A 21,727-nucleotide genomic window follows, 5' to 3' on the forward strand; every position below is an offset into this window, starting at 1 on the left:
TGGTTACGCATCCGGCAGCGCCTGGAATGGCGATTCTTTGTCCGTACGTTCCTTTTTACCCCAGGCGGCAATGCCGACCTTGAGTGCATAGAACAGGATGCTGAATACCACGAACAGGAACAGCGCAGTCAGCGTTGCGTTGGTGTAGGCGTTGAAGATCACGTGCTGCATCTGGGTGATGTCCTTGGCCGGGGCGAGGATCTGGCCGTTGGCCAAGGCATCGCTGTATTTCTTGGCCAGCGACAGAAAGCCGATCGCCGGGTTGGCGTCGAACAGCTTGATGAAGCCCGCTGTCGTGGTGCAGATCAACAGCCATACCGCCGGCAACATGGTGACCCAGACATAACGCTGGCGTTTCATCTTGATCAGTACCACGGTGCCGAGCATCAGCGCGATACCGGCCAGCATCTGGTTGGAGATACCGAACAGTGGCCACAGGGTGTTGATGCCACCCAACGGATCGATCACCCCCTGGTACAGCAACCAGCCCCACATCGCCACGCAGCCTGCGGTGGCGATCAGGTTGGCGGTCCAGGATTCGGTGCGTTTGAGCGCCGGGACGAAGGAGCCGAGCAAGTCCTGGAGCATGAAGCGCCCGGCACGGGTGCCAGCGTCGACTGCGGTGAGGATGAACAGCGCTTCGAACAGGATCGCGAAGTGGTACCAGAACGCCATGGTGTTCTCGCCCGGCAGAACACTGTGCAGGATCTGCGCGATACCGACCGCCAGGGTCGGCGCACCACCGGCACGGGCCAGGATGGTGGTTTCACCAATGTCGTGGGCCACCGCTTGCAGGGCTTCCGGGGTAATCGCAAAGCCCCAGTTGCTGACGGCTGTCGCAACGGCCACCACATCACCGCCGACTACGGCCGCCGGGCTGTTCATGGCGAAGTACACGCCAGGCTCGATCACGGAAGCGGCAACCATGGCCATGATCGCCACGAACGATTCCATCAGCATGCCGCCGTAACCGATGTAGCGAGCGTTGGTTTCGTTATCCAGCAGCTTCGGCGTGGTGCCGGAGGAAATCAGCGCGTGGAAACCCGACACCGCGCCACAGGCGATAGTGATGAACAGGAACGGGAACAGACCGCCCTTCCATACCGGGCCGGTGCCGTCGACGAACTGGGTCAGGGCCGGCATTTTCAGCTCGGGCATGGTCACCAGGATGCCGATGGCCAGGGCAACGATGGTGCCGATTTTCAGGAAGGTGGACAGATAATCACGGGGCGCCAGGATCAGCCACACCGGCAATACCGCCGCCACAAAACCGTAACCGATCAGCATCCAGGTGATCTGGATACCGGTAAAGCTGAATGCCTTGGCCCACACCGGATCCGCGGCGATCTGCCCCCCGAGCCAGATCGAGCCCAGCAGCAGCAATACGCCGATCACCGAGATTTCACCAATGCGACCCGGGCGGATGTAGCGCATGTAGATGCCCATGAACATCGCGATCGGGATGGTCGCCATCACCGTGAAAATGCCCCAAGGGCTTTCGGCCAAGGCCTTCACCACGATCAGCGCCAGCACCGCGAGGATGATGATCATGATCAGGAAGCAGCCGAACAGCGCGATGGTGCCGGGGATGCGGCCCATTTCTTCGCGGACCATGTCGCCCAGGGAACGACCGTTGCGGCGGGTGGACATAAACAGGACCATGAAGTCCTGCACCGCACCGGCCAGCACCACGCCGGCGATCAGCCACAGCGTGCCGGGCAGGTAGCCCATCTGCGCCGCCAACACCGGGCCGACCAAAGGCCCCGCGCCGGCAATGGCCGCGAAGTGGTGACCAAAAAGAATGTGCTTGTTGGTCGGCACGTAGTCCAGGCCGTCATTGTTGAGCACAGCGGGAGTGGCCCGTCGCGCATCGAGTTGCATGACATTGTTAGCGATGAACAGACTGTAGTAGCGGTAGGCGACCAGATAGATGGCCACGGCAGCGACCACAATCCACAAGGCGTTGATTGCCTCGCCTCGGCGTAATGCCACGACACCCAGCGCACACGCACCTACGATTGCCAGCACCAGCCAAGGCAAATGGCGTAGCGGGCTATTATTATTTTTCATTTTATTATTCCAGCCAGAGTGGACAAGAAAGACAGCAATCCCGAGTTTAGCTCTCCTGACGGCAATGGCCATAGCCCGACATTGGTCTGGACACCTGCACGCGCTGGCAGCCTTTGATCATGCGGGTCTATAGTCAGCGTACATTTCCGAGGATCGCGCCATGAGCGAGTACCCTGCCGAACGTCGCCGCTTCAAACGTATTGCGTTCGATGCCCGAACCGAGCTGAGTCAGGGGGAGTCCACTTGGCCGGTGAAGTTGATTGACCTGTCGCTCAAGGGCTTGCTGATTGAACGACCCGAACACTGGCAGGGCAATCCGCAGCAGGATTTTCTGGTCGACATTCATCTGAGCGAAGAAGCCGACATCACCATGGATGTGCAACTGGCCCACGACGACCATGGTCAGCTCGGCTTTGTCTGCCTGCACATCAGTCTGGAGTCCATCGAGCGCCTGCGGCGATTGATCGAGCTCAACCTCGCTGATCCGCAGGAACTGGAGCGCGAATTGGGTGCGCTGATCGAGATCTAGCCGCCACCGGATGCCCTTGCTCGCGATTACGATCTGACAGCCGACATTGCTGCTGGCTGACACACCGCTATCGCGAGCAGGCTCGCTCCTACAGGTTTTGAGTTTCCTCTGTGAGTTACTCGAACAACGCGTCCAACGCTTGCTCCAGCCGAGTGACGGCAATGATCTGCAACCCGGCCGGCGCCTCTTTCGGCGCATTGCCCTTGGGCACGATGGCCCGCTTGAACCCGTGCTTGGCGGCTTCCTTCAATCGCTCCTGACCGCTCGGCACCGGACGCACCTCACCGGAAAGCCCGACCTCACCGAACACCAGCAGATCGTGGGGCAACGGTCGGTTACGCAAACTGGACATCACCGCCGCCATCAACGCCAGGTCGGACGCCGTTTCCAGCACCTTGACCCCGCCGACCACGTTGAGAAACACGTCCTGATCGTGGGTCGGAATGCCACCGTGACGGTGCAGCACCGCCAGCAACATCGCCAGCCGGTTCTGATCCAGCCCCAGCGTGACCCGACGCGGATTGGCCAGGTGACTGTCGTCCACCAGCGCCTGTACCTCCACCAGCATCGGCCGCGTGCCTTCCCAGGTTGCCATCACCACGCTACCCGGAACTTCCTCCTGGGCACGGGTCAGAAAAATCGCCGAGGGGTTGGAGACTTCCTTCAGGCCCTTGTCGGTCATGCCGAAGACACCCAGCTCATTGACTGCACCGAAACGGTTCTTCACCGCCCGAAGCAGACGCAGGCGCCCGTCGGACTCGCCTTCGAAATACAGCACGGTGTCGACCATGTGTTCCAGCACCCGAGGGCCAGCCAGCGCGCCTTCCTTGGTGACGTGGCCCACCAGGAAAATCGCCGTACCGCTCTGTTTGGCATAACGCACCAGCAACGCTGCACTTTCACGCACCTGGGACACACCGCCCGGTGCCGATTGCAGTTGCTCGGTAAAGATCGTCTGGATCGAGTCGATCACCATCACCTTGGGCTTTTCCTGACGGGCCGTGGCAATGATGGCTTCGATGCAGGTTTCGGTCATGACCCGCAGTTGATCCTGAGGCAACCCCAGGCGCCGCGCACGCATGGCCACTTGCTGCTGGGATTCCTCACCGGTGACGTACAGCGCCGGCATACTCTTGGCGAGGTTGCACAAGGTTTGCAACAGAATGGTCGACTTGCCGATGCCGGGGTCGCCACCGATCAGCACCACCGAGCCATCCACCAGACCACCACCCAGAACCCGGTCGAGCTCGCTGGAAGCGGTGGAGAAGCGCGGAATTTCTTCGACACTGACTTCGGCCAGGGTCTTGATTTGCGCCTGCTGGCCGGCCCAGCCGGTACGACCGCTGGGGGCGGCTGCCCCGCCGCTTTCCACCATGGTTTCGGTGAGCGTGTTCCAGGCTCCGCACTCACCGCACTGGCCGGCCCATTTGGGGAAGGTTGAGCCGCACTCGGTGCAGCCGTACATGCGCTTGGCCTTGGCCATCGGAACTCCCGGAAAAAAACGCGATGATAGCTCAGCTGAAGCGCGCGAGTGCGGCCGGATACTTCGCAACCCTTTTGATGATTACAAATACCCCCATAAAAAATCAGGTATATTGATAAACACCCGCCAAACAAAACCTTGTATAAGTTTTTCGTTCAATATACTCAACAAACTCTAAGGGCATGCCTGTCTGAACAACCTGAAAACTTATACAAACCTTATTCACTTACACACTTAATGTACAACTCTGAAACACTCACACAGAGCACAGTGATTAATTCAGGGAAGCACGCTACTTGTTAACTAACGAAACAGTTAATGTCGCTACAACTGCAATCAATTTCAATACCGCCCCTGACCACTAACTACCCGATTAACTTTAACGTCCCGTTTCAGGGGTGGCCTCCCTCAACCTTGGTTTGCTCAAACGAACGAAGCCATATCGCTGAAAAAACATCGCATGCAAAACACCGCGCAAGGCCTGGCCGCTCCACAGACGAGATCAATCGGTGAATTTTTCAACACCACCCGGTGTCAGTTGCTGGCGAGCACGGCAGGCAGTTGATTCAAGCAGAATGCGATTTGCTGATTTACACTGCGTTCATCAACCTCATCTGTAACAAGGAAATAACCTATGGGCGTGCTAAATGAGTTCAAGGCCTTCGCGGTCAAAGGCAACGTGGTCGACATGGCCGTCGGCATCATCATCGGTGCGGCCTTCGGCAAGATCGTTACCTCGTTTGTCGGTGACCTGGTCATGCCGCCAATCGGGATGCTGATCGGTGGCGTGGACTTCAGTGATCTGGTCATAACGCTCAAGGCAGCGGAGGGCGAGATTCCGGCGGTGGTGCTCGCCTATGGCAAATTCATCCAGACCATCATCGACTTCGTCATCGTCGCTCTCGCGATCTTCATGGGCGTCAAGGTCATCAACCGCCTGAAGCGCGAAGAGGCCGTGGCCCCTAGCCTGCCGCCGGTTCCAAGCAAGGAAGAAGAGTTGCTGGGCGAGATCCGCGACTTGCTCAAGGCCCAGAACAACCGGCCTTGACGGCATTAGCAAAAAAACGGCGCCTTCGAGGCGCCTTTTTTTTACCAGAAATTTTCCACCGCCACCTGACCAGGTCGCCGGCTGAGGCTCAAGTGCATGTCCCGCTGTTTAAGCAGCTTGCGCGTATCATCGATCATCTGCGGATTGCCGCACAGCATGACCCGTGAATGCTCAGGCGTCAGCGCAACACCCGCGACCCGCTCCAGTTCGCCGTTTTCAATCAGCACGGTGATCCGCCCGTTCAATGAGCCGGGATGCTGTTCACGAGTGACCGTGGTGATCAATTGCAGTTTATGGGCGTACTCCGCCAGATAATCACGCTTCGCCAGCCCTGCGATCAGCTCCTGATACGCCAGTTCCCGCGCTTCGCGAACGCTGTAGACCAGAATGATCCGCTCGAATCGCTCCCAGACTTCGAAATCCTGGAGTATCGACAGGAACGGCGCGATGCCCGTGCCTGTGGATAACAACCACAGATCACGCCCATCGACAAACCGGTCCAGCGTCAGATAACCGAAGGCCTGGCGGTCGACCAACAATGCATCGCCAACACCCAGTCGGCTCAGCTCGCTGGTGAACTCACCGCCCGGTACGACAATGGAAAAGTACTCGAGGAACTCGTCAAAAGGCGAGGACACCATGGAATAGGCGCGCCATACCGTGCTGCCGTCAGCCTTGGTGACGCCCAACCGGGCAAACTGCCCCGCCCGAAAACGAAACCCTGCATCCCGGGTGGCACGCAAGGTAAACAGGCTCTGGGTCAGCGGATGAACCTCAAGCAAGGTCTGACGGGTAAGTTTTTCTTCACTGACGGACATGGAAGGCTCCAATCGAAAGACACCCCAGTGTCCCGCAAAGAAAGCAGCGTAACCACCGACAGTTTGTAGTGACATTAATCTGCACTAGTGACTGTTTACCAAATGTGGCGCACACCCATCATTATAAAATGACATATGGCATTTTATATCCCATCGATTGCCTAAGAACCTGAAATACACTTTTCCAACAGTCAAAAGAGCAAAATTGTCGCAGCATCACCGTAGGAATTATCCTACACTTCGTGACGTGCCGAATCTTGGATCCAAGATCGCGCCCAGAAGAAACGGTGATGGAGAGACCCTTGTATGGAAATCTGGAAGGAGTCACAGCTCAAGCAATTGTCACACACGCAAGAGATCAAAACCGCCTATCGAATCGCGCTCAACTTCGCTAGAAACCTTGGATATAAATTTTGTGGCTTTTCAATTACTTCGAACTCAGTCGGAGTCGATAGCAGTGCGGTGAACCTGAATAATTTCCCCCATGAGTGGAACACTCAATATGAAAAAAACAACGCCACGCAAATAGATCCGATAGTGGCGCATTGCAATCGTTCAACGCTGCCTGTTCTCTGGAGCGAAGAGCTTTTTTCCAAGACGCCATGGCTATGGCACTTGCTGCAGCAACAAGGTTTGCAGCATGGCTGGTCCCAGGCGATCTTTGATGAGGAAACCGGTCAGCGCAGTATTCTCAGCCTGGCCAGAAGCCACTGCCCGATTTCAGCCTATGAGCTGTACGAGCATCTTGGATTCTCGGTGTTCATCACTCGCCATTTGCACGCGCTGGCGATCGCAAGGCAACCGAGAAAACCGGCTCGCCCCCAGGCTCCCCCCTTGTCACGGCGGGAACTCGAAGTATTGAAACTGTCGGCCGATGGCAAGACGGCCTATGAAATTGCCAGGATCCTCAGTTTGAGTGAGCGCACAATCAACTTTCATGTGCACAGGGCTATCGAGAAGCTCGGCGTCAACAACAAGATGGCGGCCGTCATTGCCGCGGCCCGGTCCGGAGCCATCTGAAAGCGCCCGGCTGCGGGAAAACCTGCGAGTAATCCAGGCAAAAAAAACGTACCATTTGCGGTCCCTCCTGAGTGATGGCGTGTAAACCTTCACGACGTATTACACTCGGACGGCTCCGCCCGCTCCACCGCCTTCGGGCAGCGGGACATCCGTTGATTACCCAGAGCCCCGCCCCATGCCTTTGCTCGAAACACCCTTCGCCAGCCTCGACCTGATCCGCCAGCCCGAACAGCAGAATGAACCGCTGCAAGCTTTCGATGCGGCCGATGAATACCTGCTCAATCATCTGGCCGAACAGCAGCCGGCTTCGGACACCCGGGTATTGGTGCTCAATGACAGTTTCGGCGCGTTGGCGGCCAGCCTGGTGGGCAAGGTGCGGGTGGTCAGCAGCGGTGATTCGTTCCTGGCTTTCCAGGGTCTGGAAAAGAACCTGGTGCGCAACGGCCTGGCCTTTGATGCCGTGCCGAGCGTACCCGCCAGCGAAACCCCTGCCGGGCCGTTCGACTGCGTGCTGATCCGTGTACCGAAAACCCTGGCCCTGCTGGAAGAACAACTGATCCGCCTGCAAGGTCAACTGGCACCTGGCGCCCAAGTGGTTGCCGCAGCCATGATCAAGCATCTGCCCCGGGCGGCGGGCGACTTGCTGGAGCGTTACATCGGCCCCGTGCAAGCCTCGTTGGCGGTGAAGAAGGCGCGGCTATTGATTGCCACCGCTGAAGACAAAACCCCGGCGGTGTCGCCCTACCCAACGCGATACAGACTCGACGAACCGGCCATCGAACTGCTCAACCACGCCAATGTGTTTTGCCGCGAAGGCCTGGACATCGGTACCCGGGCGTTTTTGCCACACCTGCCGAAAAACCTCGGTTCGGCGCGGGTCGCCGATCTCGGTTGCGGCAACGGCGTCCTGGCCATCGCCAGTGCCCTGCAAAACCCCGAGGCCCACTACACACTGGTGGACGAGTCGTACATGGCCGTGCAATCGGCCTCCGAAAACTGGCGCGCAGCGCTGGGTGAACGGGAAGTGATCGTGCGCGCCGGTGATGGCCTGGCCGGCCAGGAACCGCAATCGCTTGACGTCGTGCTGTGCAATCCACCGTTTCACCAGCAACAGGTGGTGGGCGACTTCCTGGCCTGGCGGATGTTCCAGCAGGCGCGCGAAGCGCTGGTGGTGGGCGGCGCGCTGTACATCGTCGGCAATCGTCACCTGGGTTACCACAGCAAGCTGGCGCGATTGTTTCGGGGTGTGGAGCAAGTGGCGGCCAATCCGAAATTCGTGATCCTCAAGGCGCGCAAGTAACAGGCAAAAAAAACCCTCCGGTAGGAGGGTCGTAAATCCGCGCCTCGAGGCCACGGGAGAGATATTCAGTGCGTGGTCAGGCCGGCCGCGTTCATGAACAGACGCATCAGGCTGGCGACGATGAACAAGGCGCCCACGCTGCCGACCCAGATCAGGGCCAACCAGCCGAGCCGCTGCCACAGCGGCTTTTTTTCGGCTTCTTCAATGTCGTGCAGGGAATGTTTGCCGTTCATTGATAAATCCTCCGATGTAGATCGATGGCGTCTGTCAGGACGCCATCGCGAGCAAGCTCGCTCCCACAGATTCGTTGTGCAGCAGACTAGTGGTAACCATCCTCATGGGTGACCTTGCCGCGGAACACGTAGTAGCTCCAGAAGGTGTAGCCCAGGATGAACGGGATGATGAACAGCGTGCCCACCAGCATGAAGCCCTGGCTTTGCGGCGGCGCGGCGGCGTCCCAGATCGAGATCGACGGCGGGATGATGTTCGGCCACAGACTGATGCCCAACCCGCTGTAACCGAGGAAGATCAACACCAGAGTCAGCAGGAACGGCGTGTAATGCGCGTTGCGGGCCACGGCGCGGATCAGTCCGTACATCGTCACCAGCACCAGGATCGGCACCGGCATGAACCAGAACAGATTTGGCATGGTGAACCAGCGTGCGGCGATATCCGTGTGGGCCAACGGGGTCCAGATGCTGACAATACCGATCACCGCCAGCAGCACGAAGGCCAATGGCCGTGCCAGGTCATGCATCTGCTCCTGCAACTTGCCTTCGGTCTTCATGATCAGCCAGGTGCAACCGAGCAATGCATAGGCCACGACCAGCGCCGCACCACAGAACATCGTGAACGGTGTCAGCCAGTCCAGTGAACCACCGGCGAACTGCCGGTTGACCACAGGCAGCCCGTCGATGAACGCGCCAAGCGCAACGCCCTGGAAGAACGTCGCAGTGACCGAGCCACCGATGAACGCCTTGTCCCACAGATGGCGCTTGTCGTCCCTGGCCTTGAAGCGGAACTCGAAGGCCACGCCGCGGAAGATCAACCCGATCAACATCAGGATCAGCGGCAGGTACAACGCCGAGAGCACCACCGAATAGGCCAGCGGAAACGCGCCGAACAACGCCGCGCCACCCAACACCAGCCAGGTCTCGTTGCCGTCCCAGACCGGGGCGACGGTGTTCATCATCACATCGCGATCGGTCTTGCCCGGAATGAACGGGAAGAGAATCCCGATACCCAGGTCGAAACCGTCCATGACCACGTACATCATGATGCCGAAGATGATGATCACGGCCCAGATCAGCGGAAGATCAATACCCATGATTCAAATCTCCTTGGTCAGGCTGTGGCCGGCATCGGCGTGATCGTCGTCGGCGGCGGACAGCGGCCGGGCCGGTGTGCGCTTCTGGCCGGGGCCACCGTCGTTGGTTTCCTTGCCTTCGTCGATCTTCGGCCCCTTGCGCACCAGGCGCATCATGTAGCCAAGACCGGCGCCAAACAGCGCGAAATAAACCACGACAAACAGGATCAGGGTGATGCTCATCTGCATGAAGCTATGGTTGGACGACGCATCCGCCGTACGCATCAGACCATAGACCACCCAAGGCTGACGGCCGATTTCCGTGGTGAACCAGCCGGCGAGAATCGCGATCAGGCCGGACGGCCCCATCCACAGCGCCAGGTACAGGAACGGCCGCGAGGTGTAGAGGGTGTCGCGCTTGCGCAGCCACAGGCTCCACAATCCGGTGAAGATCATCAGCAAGCCCAGCCCCACCATGATCCGGAACGACCAGAACACGATGGTCGAATTCGGCCGGTCTTCAGGCGGGAACTCCTTGAGCGCCGGCACCTGTTTATCCAGGGAGTGCGTGAGAATCAGGCTGCCCAGGTACGGGATTTCGACAGCGAATTTGGTCTTCTCCTCCTTCATGTCCGGCCAGCCGAACAGGATCAGCGGCGTCGCCTCGTCGCCCTTGTTTTCCCAGTGGCCTTCGATGGCGGCGATTTTCGCCGGCTGATGCTTGAGCGTATTTAGACCGTGGAAGTCGCCGATGACCGCCTGTATCGGCGCGACGATCAATGCCATCCACATGGCCATCGAGAGCATTTTGCGGATCGCCGGGTTGTCCTTGCCGCGCAGCAAATGCCAGGCCGCGGAGGAACCGACGAAGAAGGCCGTGGCGACGAAGGCTGCCGTGGCCATGTGCATCAGGCGATACGGGAACGACGGGTTGAAGATAATCGCCAGCCAGTCGGTGGGTATGACCTGACCGTTGACGATCTCAAAGCCCTGCGGGGTCTGCATCCAGCTGTTGGATGCGAGAATCCAGAACGTGGAGATCAACGTACCGATGGCCACCATCACGGTGGCGAAGAAGTGCAGGCCACGCCCGACCTTGTTCCAGCCAAACAGCATGACACCGAGGAACCCGGCCTCGAGGAAGAATGCAGTGAGCACTTCATAGGTCAGCAACGGCCCGGTCACGGAACCGGCGAAGTCCGAGAAGCGGCTCCAGTTGGTGCCGAACTGATAGGCCATTACCAGCCCGGAAACCACCCCCATGCCGAAGTTGACGGCAAAGATCTTCGACCAGAAATGGTAGAGGTCGCGGTAGGTGTCGTTATGGGTTTTCAGCCACAGGCCTTCGAGTACCGCCAGGTAACTCGCCAGGCCGATGGTGATGGCCGGAAACAGGATGTGGAACGAGATGGTGAACGCGAACTGAATTCGGGCGAGATCAAGTGCCTCTAAACCGAACATAAGTCTTCCTCTGTCAGGTAGTACGGCTGCCGGCTGGAAGCCTGCACCCACGGCCCCCACGGATATGGAGTGTGGCGAATCTCTGTTTGTTCTTTTTTTTGCACGCATCACAACGCAGGGAGTCTGGCCTTGCGGCCGCCGGATCAATTCCTTTTGTGGGTTTTGATCTGGATCAATCAACGTTGAAAGAGTAGTCCCAATTTCGGGGATGAACCGCGTGGTCTTTTGCCGCGTGACAAGTTGCCTCACGGCCGGGGTAACAGGCAGAAACATATCTCCTTGTGGGAGCGAGCTTGCTCGCGAAGGGGGCATCAGCTTCAACATCAATGTCGACTGACACTCAGCCTTCGCGAGCAAGCCCGCTCCCACATGAAAATCGATGTCTGGCTAACTAAATCTTTTGTCACAGCAACTTTTTGTTACAGGCTGGTGATAATCTCGCCACTCCCCTCTCCCCAGATCTTCGCGAAGATGCCCAGCCAAGAGCCCTTGCTGTTACGTCACCATCGCCCTTTTCTCGCGTTCTGGCTGGCCCGGGTATTTACCGCCAGCGGCTTCCAGATGCTCACCGTGGCCATCGGCTGGAACCTGTACCAACTGACCGGCAATGTGCTCGACCTGGGTCTGGTCGGCCTGGTCGAGTTCGCCCCGCGCGTACTGTTCATGCTGCACACAGGGCACGTCGCCGACCGTTATGACCGGCGCAAGGTCGCGGCGATCTGCCAGTCCCTCCAGGCATTAATCGCCCTGTCGCTGGCCATTGGCAGCGCCACCGACCATGTCACCCGGGAAATGATCTTTATCCTGGCCTTCCTGCTCGGTGCCGCTCGCTCCTTTGAAATGCCGACCACCCAGGCCCTGTTGCCCAGCATCGTGCCCAGCGCGTTGTTTCCCCGTGCAGTGGCCGCCGCACAATCGGCCCAGCAATCGGCAACCATCGTCGCTCCAGCCCTCGGCGGCTTGCTCTACGCCTTCGGCAGCGTCTGGGTGTATGGCCCGACGGTGCTTTTGTATGTCATCGCCTGTTCGCTGATGCTCAACCTGCCGGCCCGACAAACCCCGCTGAACAAGGGCAAGGCCACGCTGGACTCACTGCTGGCGGGCATTCGCTTCATCCGCAGTCGTCCGGACATTCTCGGGGCGATCTCCCTCGATCTGTTTGCGGTGCTATTGGGTGGCGCCACAGCGCTGCTGCCGGTGTTCGCCAAGGACATTCTGCTGACCGGCCCGTGGGGGCTTGGCCTGCTGCGCTCGGCGCCGGCGGTAGGCGCGCTGCTGATGTCGCTGTTCCTGGCGCGGTTTGCCGTGGAACGCAACGTCGGACGGGTGATGTTCACGGCCGTGGGCATCTTCGGCGTGGCAACCATCGCCTTCGGCCTGTCGACCTCGTTCTGGTTTTCCCTGGTGGTGTTGGTGGTGTTGGGCGCGGCAGACATGATCAGCATGGTGATCCGCGCCTCGTTCGTTCAACTGGAAACACCGGACGAAATGCGCGGTCGGGTCAGCGCCGTCAATGGACTGTTCATCGGTGCCTCGAACCAGTTGGGCGAATTCGAATCGGGACTGACTGCCCACTGGTTCGGCACCGTGCCAGCGGTGGTCATGGGCGGAATCGGCACGCTGGTGGTGACCGGGGTGTGGGTCAAACTGTTCCCGACACTGGCCAGCCGCGATCGCATGCACATGGCTAAAGATGAAGAGAAGGAAGAGGCGAAGGTCTGACACTCTCTAAACGAGCAACTCCCCCGCCACGGCCATACGAGTGGCTTTACCGCAGAGTTGCTCCACCAGCGCCAGGGAAAATGCCAATGCGCCGGCCGAGCCTTGGGCGGTGATGCAATTGCCGTCGACCACCACCGGTTGATCGACGAAGGTACAGCCCAGCAGTTGATGGCTGGCCGAGGGCAGGCAGGTCATGCGCCGCTGACGCAATACGCCAAAGGCCTGCAGTGCCACGGCGGGCGCTTCGGCGATGCCGGCGAACAGGCGACCGGCCGCCGCCTGATCCTTGACCAATTGTTGCAGGGGTTGGTGGGCAGCCAGGTGCTGCGAACCCACCGCCCCACCGGGCAAGGCAATCAGGTCGAAGGGTTGCGCCAGCAAGTCCACCAGCATCGCATCGGACGTCAGGCGAGTGCCGCGGGCGCAGGTGAGCATGCGCCGTCCTTCGATACTGGCCACCACCACTTCTATTTTGGCGCGGCGCAGTACGTCGATCAGGGTCACGGTTTGCAGGTCGTCGGTACCCTCGGCAAGGGCAATCAAGGCTCTAAAGGTCATCGGGTACTGTCCACGGAATGATCTTTTAAGCGTAGTCAGCTTTCTGACCCTTGTTCGATACGTGCGGTTACTGGATATAAAGCTGCGTCGACATCGTATTGCCGGGCGCGTTGATCGAGGTATTGCTGAAGGTCAGCGTGCCTTCCTGCTTGCCCGCCAGATCGAGGGCATACAAATAGCCGACGGTTTTTTCCCCGGGAGTGCAGCTGGTCAGGTTGCCGTTCTTGAACGCACAAACTGGTGTGCGGGTGCCATTCACCTCGAAACCGTCCAGGGCGACATGGGCCTCACGCCCATAACCCACTTCCAGCAAGTAGACCATGATGTTCGGGCCAATGTGATCGCAGCGAGTTCGGGTTTGCCCTTCGTCGATGCTCTCGACACCACAGGACGGCGACGCGACCTTGAGCACTTTCAATTGCGTCAGAGGTGGAGCCGAGGCCGCCACGGCCGTTTGCGCCCCGAGAAACAACGCCCCCCCTATTCCGAGGGCGGCAACCAGACGCTTTTTCATGCAGGACCCATCCACCCCAAAAAACCAGCGCGCAGTATGGCGCACTTGGCTTTGTCGCAAAACATCGACGACGATCACCGCCAAAGCAGCCATATTCCCAAGCTACTGGTATGATGCGCGGCTTTTTCCGGCCCACAGTAATTTCCAGGCGCGTTCTGCTGCCTGTGCTTTGCTGTTGAGGTCGATACATTCACGGCGCCCGGCGCGCCACGGGGAGCAGACATGCTGGAAAGGCTGTTTCAACTCAAGGCACACAACACCAACGTGCGGACCGAGATTCTGGCGGGCGTCACGACCTTTTTGGCCATGGCCTACATTCTGTTCGTCAACCCGAGCATCCTCGGCGAGACCGGCATGGACAAGGGCGCAGTGTTTGTCGCCACCTGTCTGGCAGCTGCCATCGGCTCGACGACCATGGGCCTGATCGCCAACTACCCGATCGCCCTCGCACCGGGCATGGGCCTGAACGCCTTCTTTACCTACACCGTGGTCCTGCACATGGGCCATACCTGGCAAGTGGCGCTGGGTGCGGTGTTCATCTCGGCGGTGTGCTTCTTCCTGCTGTCGATCTTCCGCATCCGTGAATGGATCATCAACAGCATCCCGCTGCCGCTACGCTCAGCGATTGCTGCCGGTATCGGCCTGTTCCTGGCACTGATCGCCCTGCACAACGCCGGCATTGTGGTCAGCAACCCGGCGACCATGGTCGGCCTCGGTGACCTGAAACAACCGGCCCCGATCCTCGCCACCCTCGGTTTTGCCCTGATCGTCGCCCTCGAAGCCCTTGCCGTGCGCGGCGCAGTGCTGATCGGCATTCTGGTGGTGACCATCATTTCCATCGTGATGGGCTTCACCCCGTTCGGCGGCGTGATGTCGATGCCGCCGTCCCTGGCCCCGACCTTCCTGCAACTGGACATCAAGGGTGCACTGGACATCGGTCTGGTCAGCGTGATCTTCGCCTTCCTGTTCGTCGATCTGTTCGACAACTCCGGCACCCTGATCGGTGTGGCCAAGCGCGCCGGTCTGATGCGCAAGGACGGTCACATGCCGAAAATGGGCCGTGCCCTGATCGCCGACAGCACCGCCGCCATGGCCGGTTCCCTGCTGGGCACCTCGACCACCACCAGTTACATCGAATCCGCAGCTGGCGTGAGTGCCGGCGGCCGCACCGGCTTGACCGCCATCGTGGTGGCGATACTGTTCCTGCTGGCGCTGTTCTTCTCGCCACTGGCCGCCAGCGTTCCGGCCTTCGCCACCGCGCCGGCACTGCTGTTCGTCGCCGTGCTGATGACATCCGGCCTGGCCGAAATAGACTGGGACGACATTACTGTCGCCGCGCCGGTGGTGATCACTGCGCTGGCAATGCCATTCACTTACTCCATCGCCAATGGCATCGCCTTCGGTTTCATTTCCTGGACCGCCATCAAGCTGATGTCCGGTCGTGGCCGTGAGCTGAACCCGGCGCTGGTGATCCTGTCGATTCTGTTCGTGATCAAGCTGGGTTGGTTCAACGCATGACTTTTGATTCCCAGGCCTACGCCGTTCAGCTCGAAGAAAAGGTCACGCGTCTGCGTGACCTGCTGGCCCCGTTCGATGCACCGGAGCCAGCCGTTTTCGATTCGCCGCTGAAAAACTTCCGCCTGCGCGCCGAGTTCCGCCTGTGGCGCGAGGCCGGCGAGCGTCACTACGCGATGTTTTCCCAGGAAGACAAACGCACGCCAATCCTGATCGAAGAGTTCCCGATTGCCAGCCTGCGCATCAACCAGTTGATGCCGCAGCTAAAGGCAGCGTGGCAAGCCAGCGCGCCCCTGAGCCACAAGCTGTTCCAGGTGGAGTTCCTGACCACTCTGGCCGGCGACGCGATGATCACCCTGTGCTATCACCGCCCGCTGGACGAGCACTGGCATGCAGCGGCGTCGAAACTGGCGACGGACCTGAACGTCAGCATCATCGGTCGCTCCAAGGGCAAGCGCGAAGTCATCGGTCACGATTACGTGGTCGAGAAGCTGGAAGTCGGCGGCCGCACCTTCAGCTATCGCCAGCCTGAAGGCGCGTTCACCCAGCCCAACGGCACGGTGAACCAGAAGATGCTCAACTGGGCATACGATGCGCTCGGCGATCGCTCCGATGATTTGCTGGAGCTGTACTGCGGCAACGGCAACTTCACCCTGCCCCTCGCCACCCGCGTGCGCAAGGTGCTGGCCACCGAAATCAGCAAGACCTCGGTCAACGCGGCCTTGAGCAATCTCAGCGAAAACGCGGTAGATAACGTCACCCTGGTGCGTTTGTCCGCCGAAGAGCTGACCGAAGCCCTGAACGAAGTGCGTCCGTTCCGCCGCCTGCACGGTATCGACCTCAAGAGCTACGAGTTCGGTAGCGTCTTCGTCGACCCGCCCCGCGCCGGCATGGACCCGGACACCTGCGAGCTGACCCGGCGCTTCGACAACATCCTGTACATCTCCTGCAACCCGGAGACCCTGGCAGCCAACATCGCCCAACTGCACGACACCCACCGCATCAGCCAATGCGCGATGTTCGACCAGTTCCCGTGGACCCATCACATGGAATCCGGGGTGATGTTGACCCGGCGTTGATGGCAAGCGCACCCACAAATAAGCCGTCCTCGTGACGGTTTTTTTGTATTCGTGCGCGCAAGACTGATAAATACTGGTCCAGCTTCTTCATCTGATCCCCGGTGTAATCAATCATGCAGCGACAATTCGACGATCTTCAGTTGGGCAGCATCGAGCTGTTTTGCCTGGCCGCCGAGGCCGGCAGTTTTACTGCCGCGGCGCTGGTGGCGGGTGTCACCCCCGCTGCCGTGAGCCGTTCGGTGTCGCGCATGGAAGAACGCCTTGGTGTGCGCCTGTTCGCGCGCACCACGCGTAGTGTGAAGCTGACCGACAGTGGTCGCCGTTATTACGAAGAATGTCGCCAGGCCCTTGCGCAACTGGTCGAGGCCCAGCGCGAGGTGATGGGCCAGCAGCAAGTGCCGTCCGGTACGTTGCGCATCAGTATTCCGACCACCTACGCGCATCATCGAATTCTGCCGCTGTTGCCCGAATTTCGGGCGCGCTATCCGGCGGTGAAGGTCGAGTCGCACATCAGTAATCGCAACATCGACTTCGTCGGCGAAGGCTACGACATGACGATTCGCGTGCGAGCCATCCCGGATTCCGGCCTGATCGCCCGACCGTTGGAAGATGCCGCCCTGGTGATGATCGCCAGCCCTGATTACCTGAAACGGGCCGGCACTCCGCAAACCCTCGACGACCTCGAAAACCACGAATGCATCCAGTACGAATTGCCCAGCAGCGGCCGACGCATTGCCTGGCTGTTCAACGATGAAGGCGTGCCCCGGGAGATTCTGGCCGAGGGCAACCTCAGTTGCTCCGACGATGTGCTGGGCGGTGTGACCCTGGCCAAACACGGGGCGGGGTTGTTTCAGACCTACCGGTTTATCGTTGAAAAGGAACTGGCCGACGGCTCGCTGGTGGAAGTGCTCAAGCCCTATGGCGGGCGATCGCGGCCGTTTACCTTGCTGTATCCGCAAAGTCGCCATGTACCGCTGCGCTTGAGGGCGTTCATTGATTTTCTGGTGGAGCATTTGCCGCGCTGACCTGCGAAAGTGTCCGATCACCGCCCACAAACAGCCGGCATACCTTCACTTCAATTGACCAAATTAACTAGTTAGTACAATTTATCTCCACAGGCTGAAGCCCTCGGCCGATTCCAAAAATAACAAGTGGAGAGATTCCGATGCCCCCTATCGTTCTGGTGCTCAACGGCCCGAACCTGAACCTGCTCGGCACCCGTGAACCGGCGACTTACGGCCACGAAACCCTGGCAGACATTTCGACCCTGTGCGCACGCGCCGCCGAAGAGTTCGGCCTGGCGGTGGAGTTTCGCCAGACCAACCATGAAGGCGAATTGCTCGACTGGATTCACGCCGCCCGCGGTCGCTGCGCCGGGATCGTCATCAATCCTGCCGCGTGGACCCACACCTCGGTCGCCATCCGCGACGCCCTGGTCGCCAGCGAACTGCCGGTGATCGAAGTCCACCTGTCCAACGTGCACGCCCGCGAGCCCTTCCGCCACCATTCGTTCGTATCCGCCATTGCAACGGCGGTGATGGCCGGTTTTGGCAGTCATGGCTATCGCCTGGCGCTGGAACACTTCAGTCATCGTTTGAAGGGGTGATCGCCGTGACTCAGAACCACGTGATACTGGCCGGGCTGATTGGCGCCGGCATCCAGGCGTCCCGCACACCGGCCATGCACGAGCATGAAGGCGATGCCCAGGGGTTGCGCTACCTGTATCGCCTGATTGATCTTGATCAGTTGAAGCTCGACAGCAACGCCCTGCCCGACCTGTTGATGGCTGCCGAGCGCATGAACTACACCGGGCTGAACATAACCTTTCCATGCAAGCAGGCGATCATCCCGCTGCTCGACGAACTCTCGCCGGAGGCCCGCGGTATCGGTGCGGTCAACACGGTGGTGCTCAAGGATGGCAAACGCATCGGCCACAACACCGATTGCCTGGGCTTTGCCGAGGGGTTTCGCCGAGGTTTGAAAGGCGTTGCCGTTGAACGTGTCGTACAGATGGGCGCTGGTGGCGCAGGTGCGGCGGTGGCCCACGCGTTGTTGAGCGAAGGCGTACAACAGCTGAGCATTTTTGACGTGGACATCCGCCGCGCCCAGGATCTGGCTGACAACCTCAATCAGCATTTCGGCGTCAGTCGGGCGGTGGCCGGGTATGACCTGCCCGATGCCATGGCACAGGCTGACGGCCTGGTGAACACCACGCCGATGGGCATGAAAAAACTGCCGGGCATGCCGGTGCCAGTGGAGCTGCTGCGGGCCGAATTGTGGGTGGCGGAGATCGTTTACTTCCCACTGGAAACCGAACTGCTGCGCAATGCCCGCGCCCTCGGTTGCCGGACGCTGGACGGCGGCAACATGGCGGTGTTTCAGGCGGTCAAAGCATTCGAGTTGTTCAGCGGCGTAGTCCCGGATGCCCAGCGGATGCTTGAGCATTTCCAGAGCATGAATGACTGAATGAGTGAAGTGAGGGGGCAACCCCCTCACCTCGCCTCAGGCTTGCAGGTACCGCAGAACCGACTCGCAAATCATCTCCCGATGACGCTGCTTGATACGTTCGTCCGGCAGGTCGATCTGAAAAATCTCACCAAAGGTGTGGCGGTTCGAGACGCGATAGAAGCAGAACGAACTGATCAGCAAATGCACGTCCAGCGGATCAAGCCCGGTACGGAACAGCCCCTGCTCGGCGCCGCGACGCAGAATCTCGCCCAGTGAATCGAGGATAGTGTTGTTCATCGCCTTGATCGCATCGGAGCGCTTCACGTACTCGGCGTTGTGAATGTTCTCGATACTGACGATGCGCACGAAATCGACGTTGCGATCATGGTGATCGAAGGTGAACTCCACCAGCCGCCGAATGGCTTCGACCGGCGCCAGCTCTGCCAGGTGCAGGCGATTTTCGGTGTTGCGGATATCGCCGTAGAGTTTCTCCAGCACCTCGACGTAGAGCTGTTCCTTACTGCCGAAGTAGTAATAGATCATGCGCTTGGAGGTGTGGATACGCTCGGCGATGGCATCGACGCGGGCACCGGAAAGCCCCTGCTGGACGAATTCGACAATCGCCTCCTGCAGGATGTTTTCGCGGGTCTTTTCCGGGTTGTTCTTGCGACTCTTGCGCGGCTCGGCACCAGGTTCTACGGAGGCTGCGGGGAGTTCTGAAGTCATTGTCATTGCGGGCTCACGGCCATCACTGCACAGGCTGGCGATTATGGGCTGCGCGGCACAGTGAAGGAAGCCGCGCGGCCCACGTTTAATCCCGCGTTTACGAATTACCTACAACTTCGCCTGGCGCAATGCGCCACTACGGGATTTGGCCATGGCCGCCAGGCGCACCGCGACGTTGGCCGCGCCGTAGCCGGCATAACCGTTTTTACGCTGGATGATCTCGAAGAAGAACCGCCCCTCGAACGGCTCGGTGTACACATGAAACAGTTCACCGCCCTGGGCGTCACGGTCGTACAACACATTGTAGTAGGCCAGCTCACTGAGGAACTCGTCGTCGAAATCGAACCGCGCCGCCAGGTCATCGTAGTAGTTGAGCGGAATATCCAACAGCGGCACGCCCGCCTCTTTTGCACGGCTGACCTGGGCAAAGATGTCATCACAATCAAACGCGATGTGGTGCACGCCGGAGCCGCGATAACTCGACAGCGCGTGTGAGATCGCGGTGTTGCGGTTCTCTGAAATGTTCAGTGGCAGGCGGATCGAACTGTCCCGGCTACGCAAGGCACGGCTCTTCACCAGACCATAAGGATCCGGCAGCACGACTTCATCGTCTGCCTCGAAATCCAGCAGGCTCTTATAGAACAGCACCCAGCTGTCGAGGCTGTCGGCCGGCAGCGCCATGGCCATGTGGTCGATGCGCTTGAGGCCACCGCTGACCGGTGCATCCGCCAGCAGATTGAAGTCGGTACCGTAGACGTCGGCATCCTGGTCCACCAGATAAATCAGGCTGCCATCCGGCGCACGCACCGCCGCCAGTTCCAGTTCATTGGGGCCCACCAGCCCGCGATAGGGTTGACCCTTGTAAGCCACGGCTCGTGCCAGCGCACTGGCGCTGTCCTTGACTCGCACGGCGGTAGCGCACAACGAAGGGCCGTGGGCTTCGAAAAAGCTGTGGCCGAAGGAGTAAGGTTCAGAGTTGAGGATCAAATTGATATCGCCCTGGCGCATCAGGCTGACGCTCTTGGAACGATGCTGCCCGGCCTTGACGAAACCCAGTCGCTCAAGCCAATGCGAGAGCTTGGCGCCGAGGCTTTCGTCCACGGCGAACTCGAGAAACTCGATGCCGTTGTACTCACTGGCCTTGGGCGTTTCGAACAGAATCTCAGAGTTGGTCGCAGGCTTGGCTTCCTGGGCCAGACGCTCGCGGGTTTTCTCTTCCAGATACAGCAACGAACGCAAGCCGTCGGCGGCATTGGCTCGTGGCGGCGCGGCGCGGAAGCCATCGTTGAAGATTTCCAGCGACAGAGGCCCGGTATAGCCACTCTTGATGATTGGCGCGAGGAAGCCCGGCAAGTCGAATTCACCCTGGCCCGGGAAGCAGCGAAAATGCCGGCTCCACTCCAGCACGTCCATGGCCAGGATCGGCGCGTCAGCCATTTGCACGAAGAAAATCTTGTCGCCGGGAATCTCGGCGATAGCACTTGGATCGCCCTTGAGCGACAGGGTGTGAAAGCTGTCCAGCAACACGCCGAGGCTTGGGTGATCGGCCTGACGCACGATGTTCCACACCTGTTGCCAGGTGTTCACATGCCGGCCCCAGGCCAGTGCTTCGTAGCCGATGCGCAGGCCACGTGCCCCGGCGTGCTCGGCCAGCAGTCGCAAGTCGTCGACCAGAACCTGTTCATCACCGATGGACTCGGCCGAGGCATTGCTGCACACCAGCACCAGGTCAGTGCCCAACTCCTGCATCAGGTCGAATTTACGCTCGGCGCGCTCCAGGTTGCGCGACAGGCGATCGCGGCGGCAGCCTTCGAAATCGCGGAACGGTTGAAACAGGGTGATGGCGATCCCGAGATCGGCGCACATCTGTTTAATTTCCCGTGGACTACCGTCGTAGTAGAGAAGGTCGTTCTCGAAAATCTCGACGCCGTCGAACCCGGCGGCGGCAATGGCTTCGAGTTTTTCCGGCAGGGTACCGCTCAAGGATACGGTGGCAATGGAACGCTGCATGTTTCGGCTCCCGGTGGAGGCTTCGGCTACAGGGAATTTGCGCCGCTTTTAAAAGAGTGAACGGATTATTGAGCTGGTCGATGCATTGAGCAATTTAAAGTGTACTACCCAGTTAGTTTT

General features: G+C 59.6%; 20 protein-coding genes. 10 read left to right on the plus strand and 10 right to left on the minus strand.

Translation table 11 applies throughout. The features are described from left to right. Positions 1-3: 3 nt before the first annotated feature. Positions 4-2,070, minus strand: coding sequence for a carbon starvation CstA family protein (locus J4D25_RS21495; RefSeq protein WP_057713219.1), 2,067 nt, complete (start codon positions 2,068-2,070; stop codon positions 4-6). A 160-nt stretch (positions 2,071-2,230) separates the two neighbouring features. On the opposite strand from J4D25_RS21495, the gene J4D25_RS21500 reads away from it, so the two are divergent. Next, entirely contained in the window at positions 2,231-2,599 is a 369-nt protein-coding gene (locus tag J4D25_RS21500; RefSeq protein WP_057713218.1) for a PilZ domain-containing protein, read from the plus strand. A 115-nt stretch (positions 2,600-2,714) separates the two neighbouring features. Here the strand turns inward: J4D25_RS21500 and radA are convergent, their stop codons facing one another. Beyond that, a complete protein-coding gene (radA, locus tag J4D25_RS21505) occupies positions 2,715-4,082 on the minus strand; it encodes a DNA repair protein RadA (protein WP_008004292.1) in 1,368 nt (455 codons plus the stop codon). 634 nt (positions 4,083-4,716) lie between these two features. Here radA and mscL point away from each other — a divergent pair. Further along, positions 4,717-5,130 carry a large-conductance mechanosensitive channel protein MscL gene (mscL, locus tag J4D25_RS21510; protein ID WP_057713217.1) on the plus strand — a complete coding sequence of 138 codons (414 nt, stop codon included), beginning with the start codon at positions 4,717-4,719 and terminating at the stop codon, positions 5,128-5,130. Positions 5,131-5,171: 41 nt separating this feature from the next. Here the strand turns inward: mscL and J4D25_RS21515 are convergent, their stop codons facing one another. After that, the gene (locus J4D25_RS21515; RefSeq protein ID WP_057713216.1) at positions 5,172-5,948 is read right to left on the minus strand and encodes a ferredoxin--NADP reductase; all 777 of its coding nucleotides are present in this window, start codon (positions 5,946-5,948) and stop codon (positions 5,172-5,174) included. Positions 5,949-6,254: 306 nt separating this feature from the next. Here J4D25_RS21515 and J4D25_RS21520 point away from each other — a divergent pair, with 306 nt between their 5' ends. Together J4D25_RS21520 and J4D25_RS21525 are read left to right on the plus strand one after the other, a co-directional pair. Continuing rightward, complete coding sequence (locus J4D25_RS21520) at positions 6,255-6,968, plus strand: autoinducer binding domain-containing protein (RefSeq protein WP_057713215.1); 714 nt, start codon at positions 6,255-6,257, stop codon at positions 6,966-6,968. Positions 6,969-7,143: 175 nt separating this feature from the next. After that, a complete protein-coding gene (locus tag J4D25_RS21525; protein WP_057713214.1) occupies positions 7,144-8,268 on the plus strand; it encodes a class I SAM-dependent methyltransferase in 1,125 nt (374 codons plus the stop codon). Between the two features lie 65 nt (positions 8,269-8,333). Here J4D25_RS21525 and J4D25_RS21530 read toward each other — a convergent pair whose 3' ends face one another. The 3 genes from J4D25_RS21530 to J4D25_RS21540 form a co-directional block, all read right to left on the minus strand. Beyond that, positions 8,334-8,501, minus strand: a complete 168-nt coding sequence (locus tag J4D25_RS21530) for a DUF2474 domain-containing protein (RefSeq protein WP_015096916.1) — start codon at positions 8,499-8,501, stop codon at positions 8,334-8,336. Between the two features lie 86 nt (positions 8,502-8,587). Then, entirely contained in the window at positions 8,588-9,595 is a 1,008-nt protein-coding gene (gene cydB / locus J4D25_RS21535; RefSeq protein ID WP_056728750.1) for a cytochrome d ubiquinol oxidase subunit II, read from the minus strand. Between the two features lie 3 nt (positions 9,596-9,598). Then, complete coding sequence (locus tag J4D25_RS21540) at positions 9,599-11,035, minus strand: cytochrome ubiquinol oxidase subunit I (RefSeq protein ID WP_057713213.1); 1,437 nt, start codon at positions 11,033-11,035, stop codon at positions 9,599-9,601. Positions 11,036-11,506: 471 nt separating this feature from the next. Here J4D25_RS21540 and J4D25_RS21545 point away from each other — a divergent pair, with 471 nt between their 5' ends. Then, positions 11,507-12,757, plus strand: a complete 1,251-nt coding sequence (locus tag J4D25_RS21545) for an MFS transporter (RefSeq protein ID WP_057713212.1) — start codon at positions 11,507-11,509, stop codon at positions 12,755-12,757. Positions 12,758-12,763: 6 nt separating this feature from the next. Here the strand turns inward: J4D25_RS21545 and J4D25_RS21550 are convergent, their stop codons facing one another. Both J4D25_RS21550 and J4D25_RS21555 read right to left on the minus strand, forming a co-directional pair. Continuing rightward, entirely contained in the window at positions 12,764-13,315 is a 552-nt protein-coding gene (locus J4D25_RS21550) for a DJ-1 family glyoxalase III (RefSeq protein WP_057713211.1), read from the minus strand. Positions 13,316-13,382: 67 nt separating this feature from the next. Next, the gene (locus J4D25_RS21555; RefSeq protein ID WP_057716560.1) at positions 13,383-13,829 is read right to left on the minus strand and encodes a DUF4879 domain-containing protein; all 447 of its coding nucleotides are present in this window, start codon (positions 13,827-13,829) and stop codon (positions 13,383-13,385) included. A gap of 222 nt (positions 13,830-14,051) precedes the next feature. Here J4D25_RS21555 and J4D25_RS21560 point away from each other — a divergent pair, with 222 nt between their 5' ends. The 5 genes from J4D25_RS21560 to J4D25_RS21580 all read left to right on the plus strand — a co-directional run bounded on the left by J4D25_RS21560 (position 14,052) and on the right by J4D25_RS21580 (position 18,889). Next, on the plus strand, positions 14,052-15,347 hold the full coding sequence (locus J4D25_RS21560; protein ID WP_057713210.1) for an NCS2 family permease: 1,296 nt from the start codon (positions 14,052-14,054) through the stop codon (positions 15,345-15,347). Then, positions 15,344-16,423 carry a tRNA (uridine(54)-C5)-methyltransferase TrmA gene (trmA, locus tag J4D25_RS21565; RefSeq protein ID WP_057713209.1) on the plus strand — a complete coding sequence of 360 codons (1,080 nt, stop codon included), beginning with the start codon at positions 15,344-15,346 and terminating at the stop codon, positions 16,421-16,423. Before J4D25_RS21560 ends, trmA begins: the two co-directional genes overlap by 4 nt. Positions 16,424-16,536: 113 nt before the next feature. Further along, positions 16,537-17,448 carry a LysR family transcriptional regulator gene (locus J4D25_RS21570; protein ID WP_057713208.1) on the plus strand — a complete coding sequence of 304 codons (912 nt, stop codon included), beginning with the start codon at positions 16,537-16,539 and terminating at the stop codon, positions 17,446-17,448. A 140-nt stretch (positions 17,449-17,588) separates the two neighbouring features. After that, positions 17,589-18,029: a type II 3-dehydroquinate dehydratase gene (aroQ, locus tag J4D25_RS21575; protein WP_057713207.1), complete on the plus strand. Its 441-nt coding sequence runs from the start codon at positions 17,589-17,591 to the stop codon at positions 18,027-18,029. Between the two features lie 5 nt (positions 18,030-18,034). Next, on the plus strand, positions 18,035-18,889 hold the full coding sequence (locus J4D25_RS21580; protein WP_057716559.1) for a shikimate dehydrogenase: 855 nt from the start codon (positions 18,035-18,037) through the stop codon (positions 18,887-18,889). A gap of 36 nt (positions 18,890-18,925) precedes the next feature. On the opposite strand, the gene J4D25_RS21585 is transcribed toward J4D25_RS21580, so the two are convergent. Together J4D25_RS21585 and quiC are read right to left on the minus strand one after the other, a co-directional pair. Beyond that, a complete protein-coding gene (locus J4D25_RS21585; protein ID WP_057713206.1) occupies positions 18,926-19,603 on the minus strand; it encodes a TetR family transcriptional regulator in 678 nt (225 codons plus the stop codon). A 102-nt stretch (positions 19,604-19,705) separates the two neighbouring features. After that, the gene (quiC, locus tag J4D25_RS21590; RefSeq protein WP_057713205.1) at positions 19,706-21,607 is read right to left on the minus strand and encodes a 3-dehydroshikimate dehydratase QuiC; all 1,902 of its coding nucleotides are present in this window, start codon (positions 21,605-21,607) and stop codon (positions 19,706-19,708) included. Between the last annotated feature and the right edge of the window lie 120 nt (positions 21,608-21,727).

This window comes from Pseudomonas sp. GW456-L13, assembly GCF_017350115.1.
GTDB classification, from domain to species: domain Bacteria; phylum Pseudomonadota; class Gammaproteobacteria; order Pseudomonadales; family Pseudomonadaceae; genus Aquipseudomonas; species Aquipseudomonas jessenii.

Bases quoted from the DNA above. Each gene is read 5' to 3' on its own strand.
- J4D25_RS21550 (WP_057713211.1), bottom strand. From the start codon at position 13,315: ATGACCTTTAGAGCCTTGATTGCCCTTGCCGAGGGTACCGACGACCTG.
- cydB (WP_056728750.1), bottom strand. From the start codon at position 9,595: ATGGGTATTGATCTTCCGCTGATCTGGGCCGTGATCATCATCTTCGGC.
- quiC (WP_057713205.1), bottom strand. From the start codon at position 21,607: ATGCAGCGTTCCATTGCCACCGTATCCTTGAGCGGTACCCTGCCGGAA.
- mscL (WP_057713217.1), top strand. From the start codon at position 4,717: ATGGGCGTGCTAAATGAGTTCAAGGCCTTCGCGGTCAAAGGCAACGTG.
- J4D25_RS21545 (WP_057713212.1), top strand. From the start codon at position 11,507: ATGCCCAGCCAAGAGCCCTTGCTGTTACGTCACCATCGCCCTTTTCTC.
- J4D25_RS21520 (WP_057713215.1), top strand. From the start codon at position 6,255: ATGGAAATCTGGAAGGAGTCACAGCTCAAGCAATTGTCACACACGCAA.
- J4D25_RS21560 (WP_057713210.1), top strand. From the start codon at position 14,052: ATGCTGGAAAGGCTGTTTCAACTCAAGGCACACAACACCAACGTGCGG.
- J4D25_RS21500 (WP_057713218.1), top strand. From the start codon at position 2,231: ATGAGCGAGTACCCTGCCGAACGTCGCCGCTTCAAACGTATTGCGTTC.
- J4D25_RS21495 (WP_057713219.1), bottom strand. From the start codon at position 2,070: ATGAAAAATAATAATAGCCCGCTACGCCATTTGCCTTGGCTGGTGCTG.
- trmA (WP_057713209.1), top strand. From the start codon at position 15,344: ATGACTTTTGATTCCCAGGCCTACGCCGTTCAGCTCGAAGAAAAGGTC.
- J4D25_RS21530 (WP_015096916.1), bottom strand. From the start codon at position 8,501: ATGAACGGCAAACATTCCCTGCACGACATTGAAGAAGCCGAAAAAAAG.
- J4D25_RS21540 (WP_057713213.1), bottom strand. From the start codon at position 11,035: ATGTTCGGTTTAGAGGCACTTGATCTCGCCCGAATTCAGTTCGCGTTC.
- J4D25_RS21515 (WP_057713216.1), bottom strand. From the start codon at position 5,948: ATGTCCGTCAGTGAAGAAAAACTTACCCGTCAGACCTTGCTTGAGGTT.
- J4D25_RS21585 (WP_057713206.1), bottom strand. From the start codon at position 19,603: ATGACAATGACTTCAGAACTCCCCGCAGCCTCCGTAGAACCTGGTGCC.
- J4D25_RS21555 (WP_057716560.1), bottom strand. From the start codon at position 13,829: ATGAAAAAGCGTCTGGTTGCCGCCCTCGGAATAGGGGGGGCGTTGTTT.
- aroQ (WP_057713207.1), top strand. From the start codon at position 17,589: ATGCCCCCTATCGTTCTGGTGCTCAACGGCCCGAACCTGAACCTGCTC.
- radA (WP_008004292.1), bottom strand. From the start codon at position 4,082: ATGGCCAAGGCCAAGCGCATGTACGGCTGCACCGAGTGCGGCTCAACC.
- J4D25_RS21525 (WP_057713214.1), top strand. From the start codon at position 7,144: ATGCCTTTGCTCGAAACACCCTTCGCCAGCCTCGACCTGATCCGCCAG.
- J4D25_RS21570 (WP_057713208.1), top strand. From the start codon at position 16,537: ATGCAGCGACAATTCGACGATCTTCAGTTGGGCAGCATCGAGCTGTTT.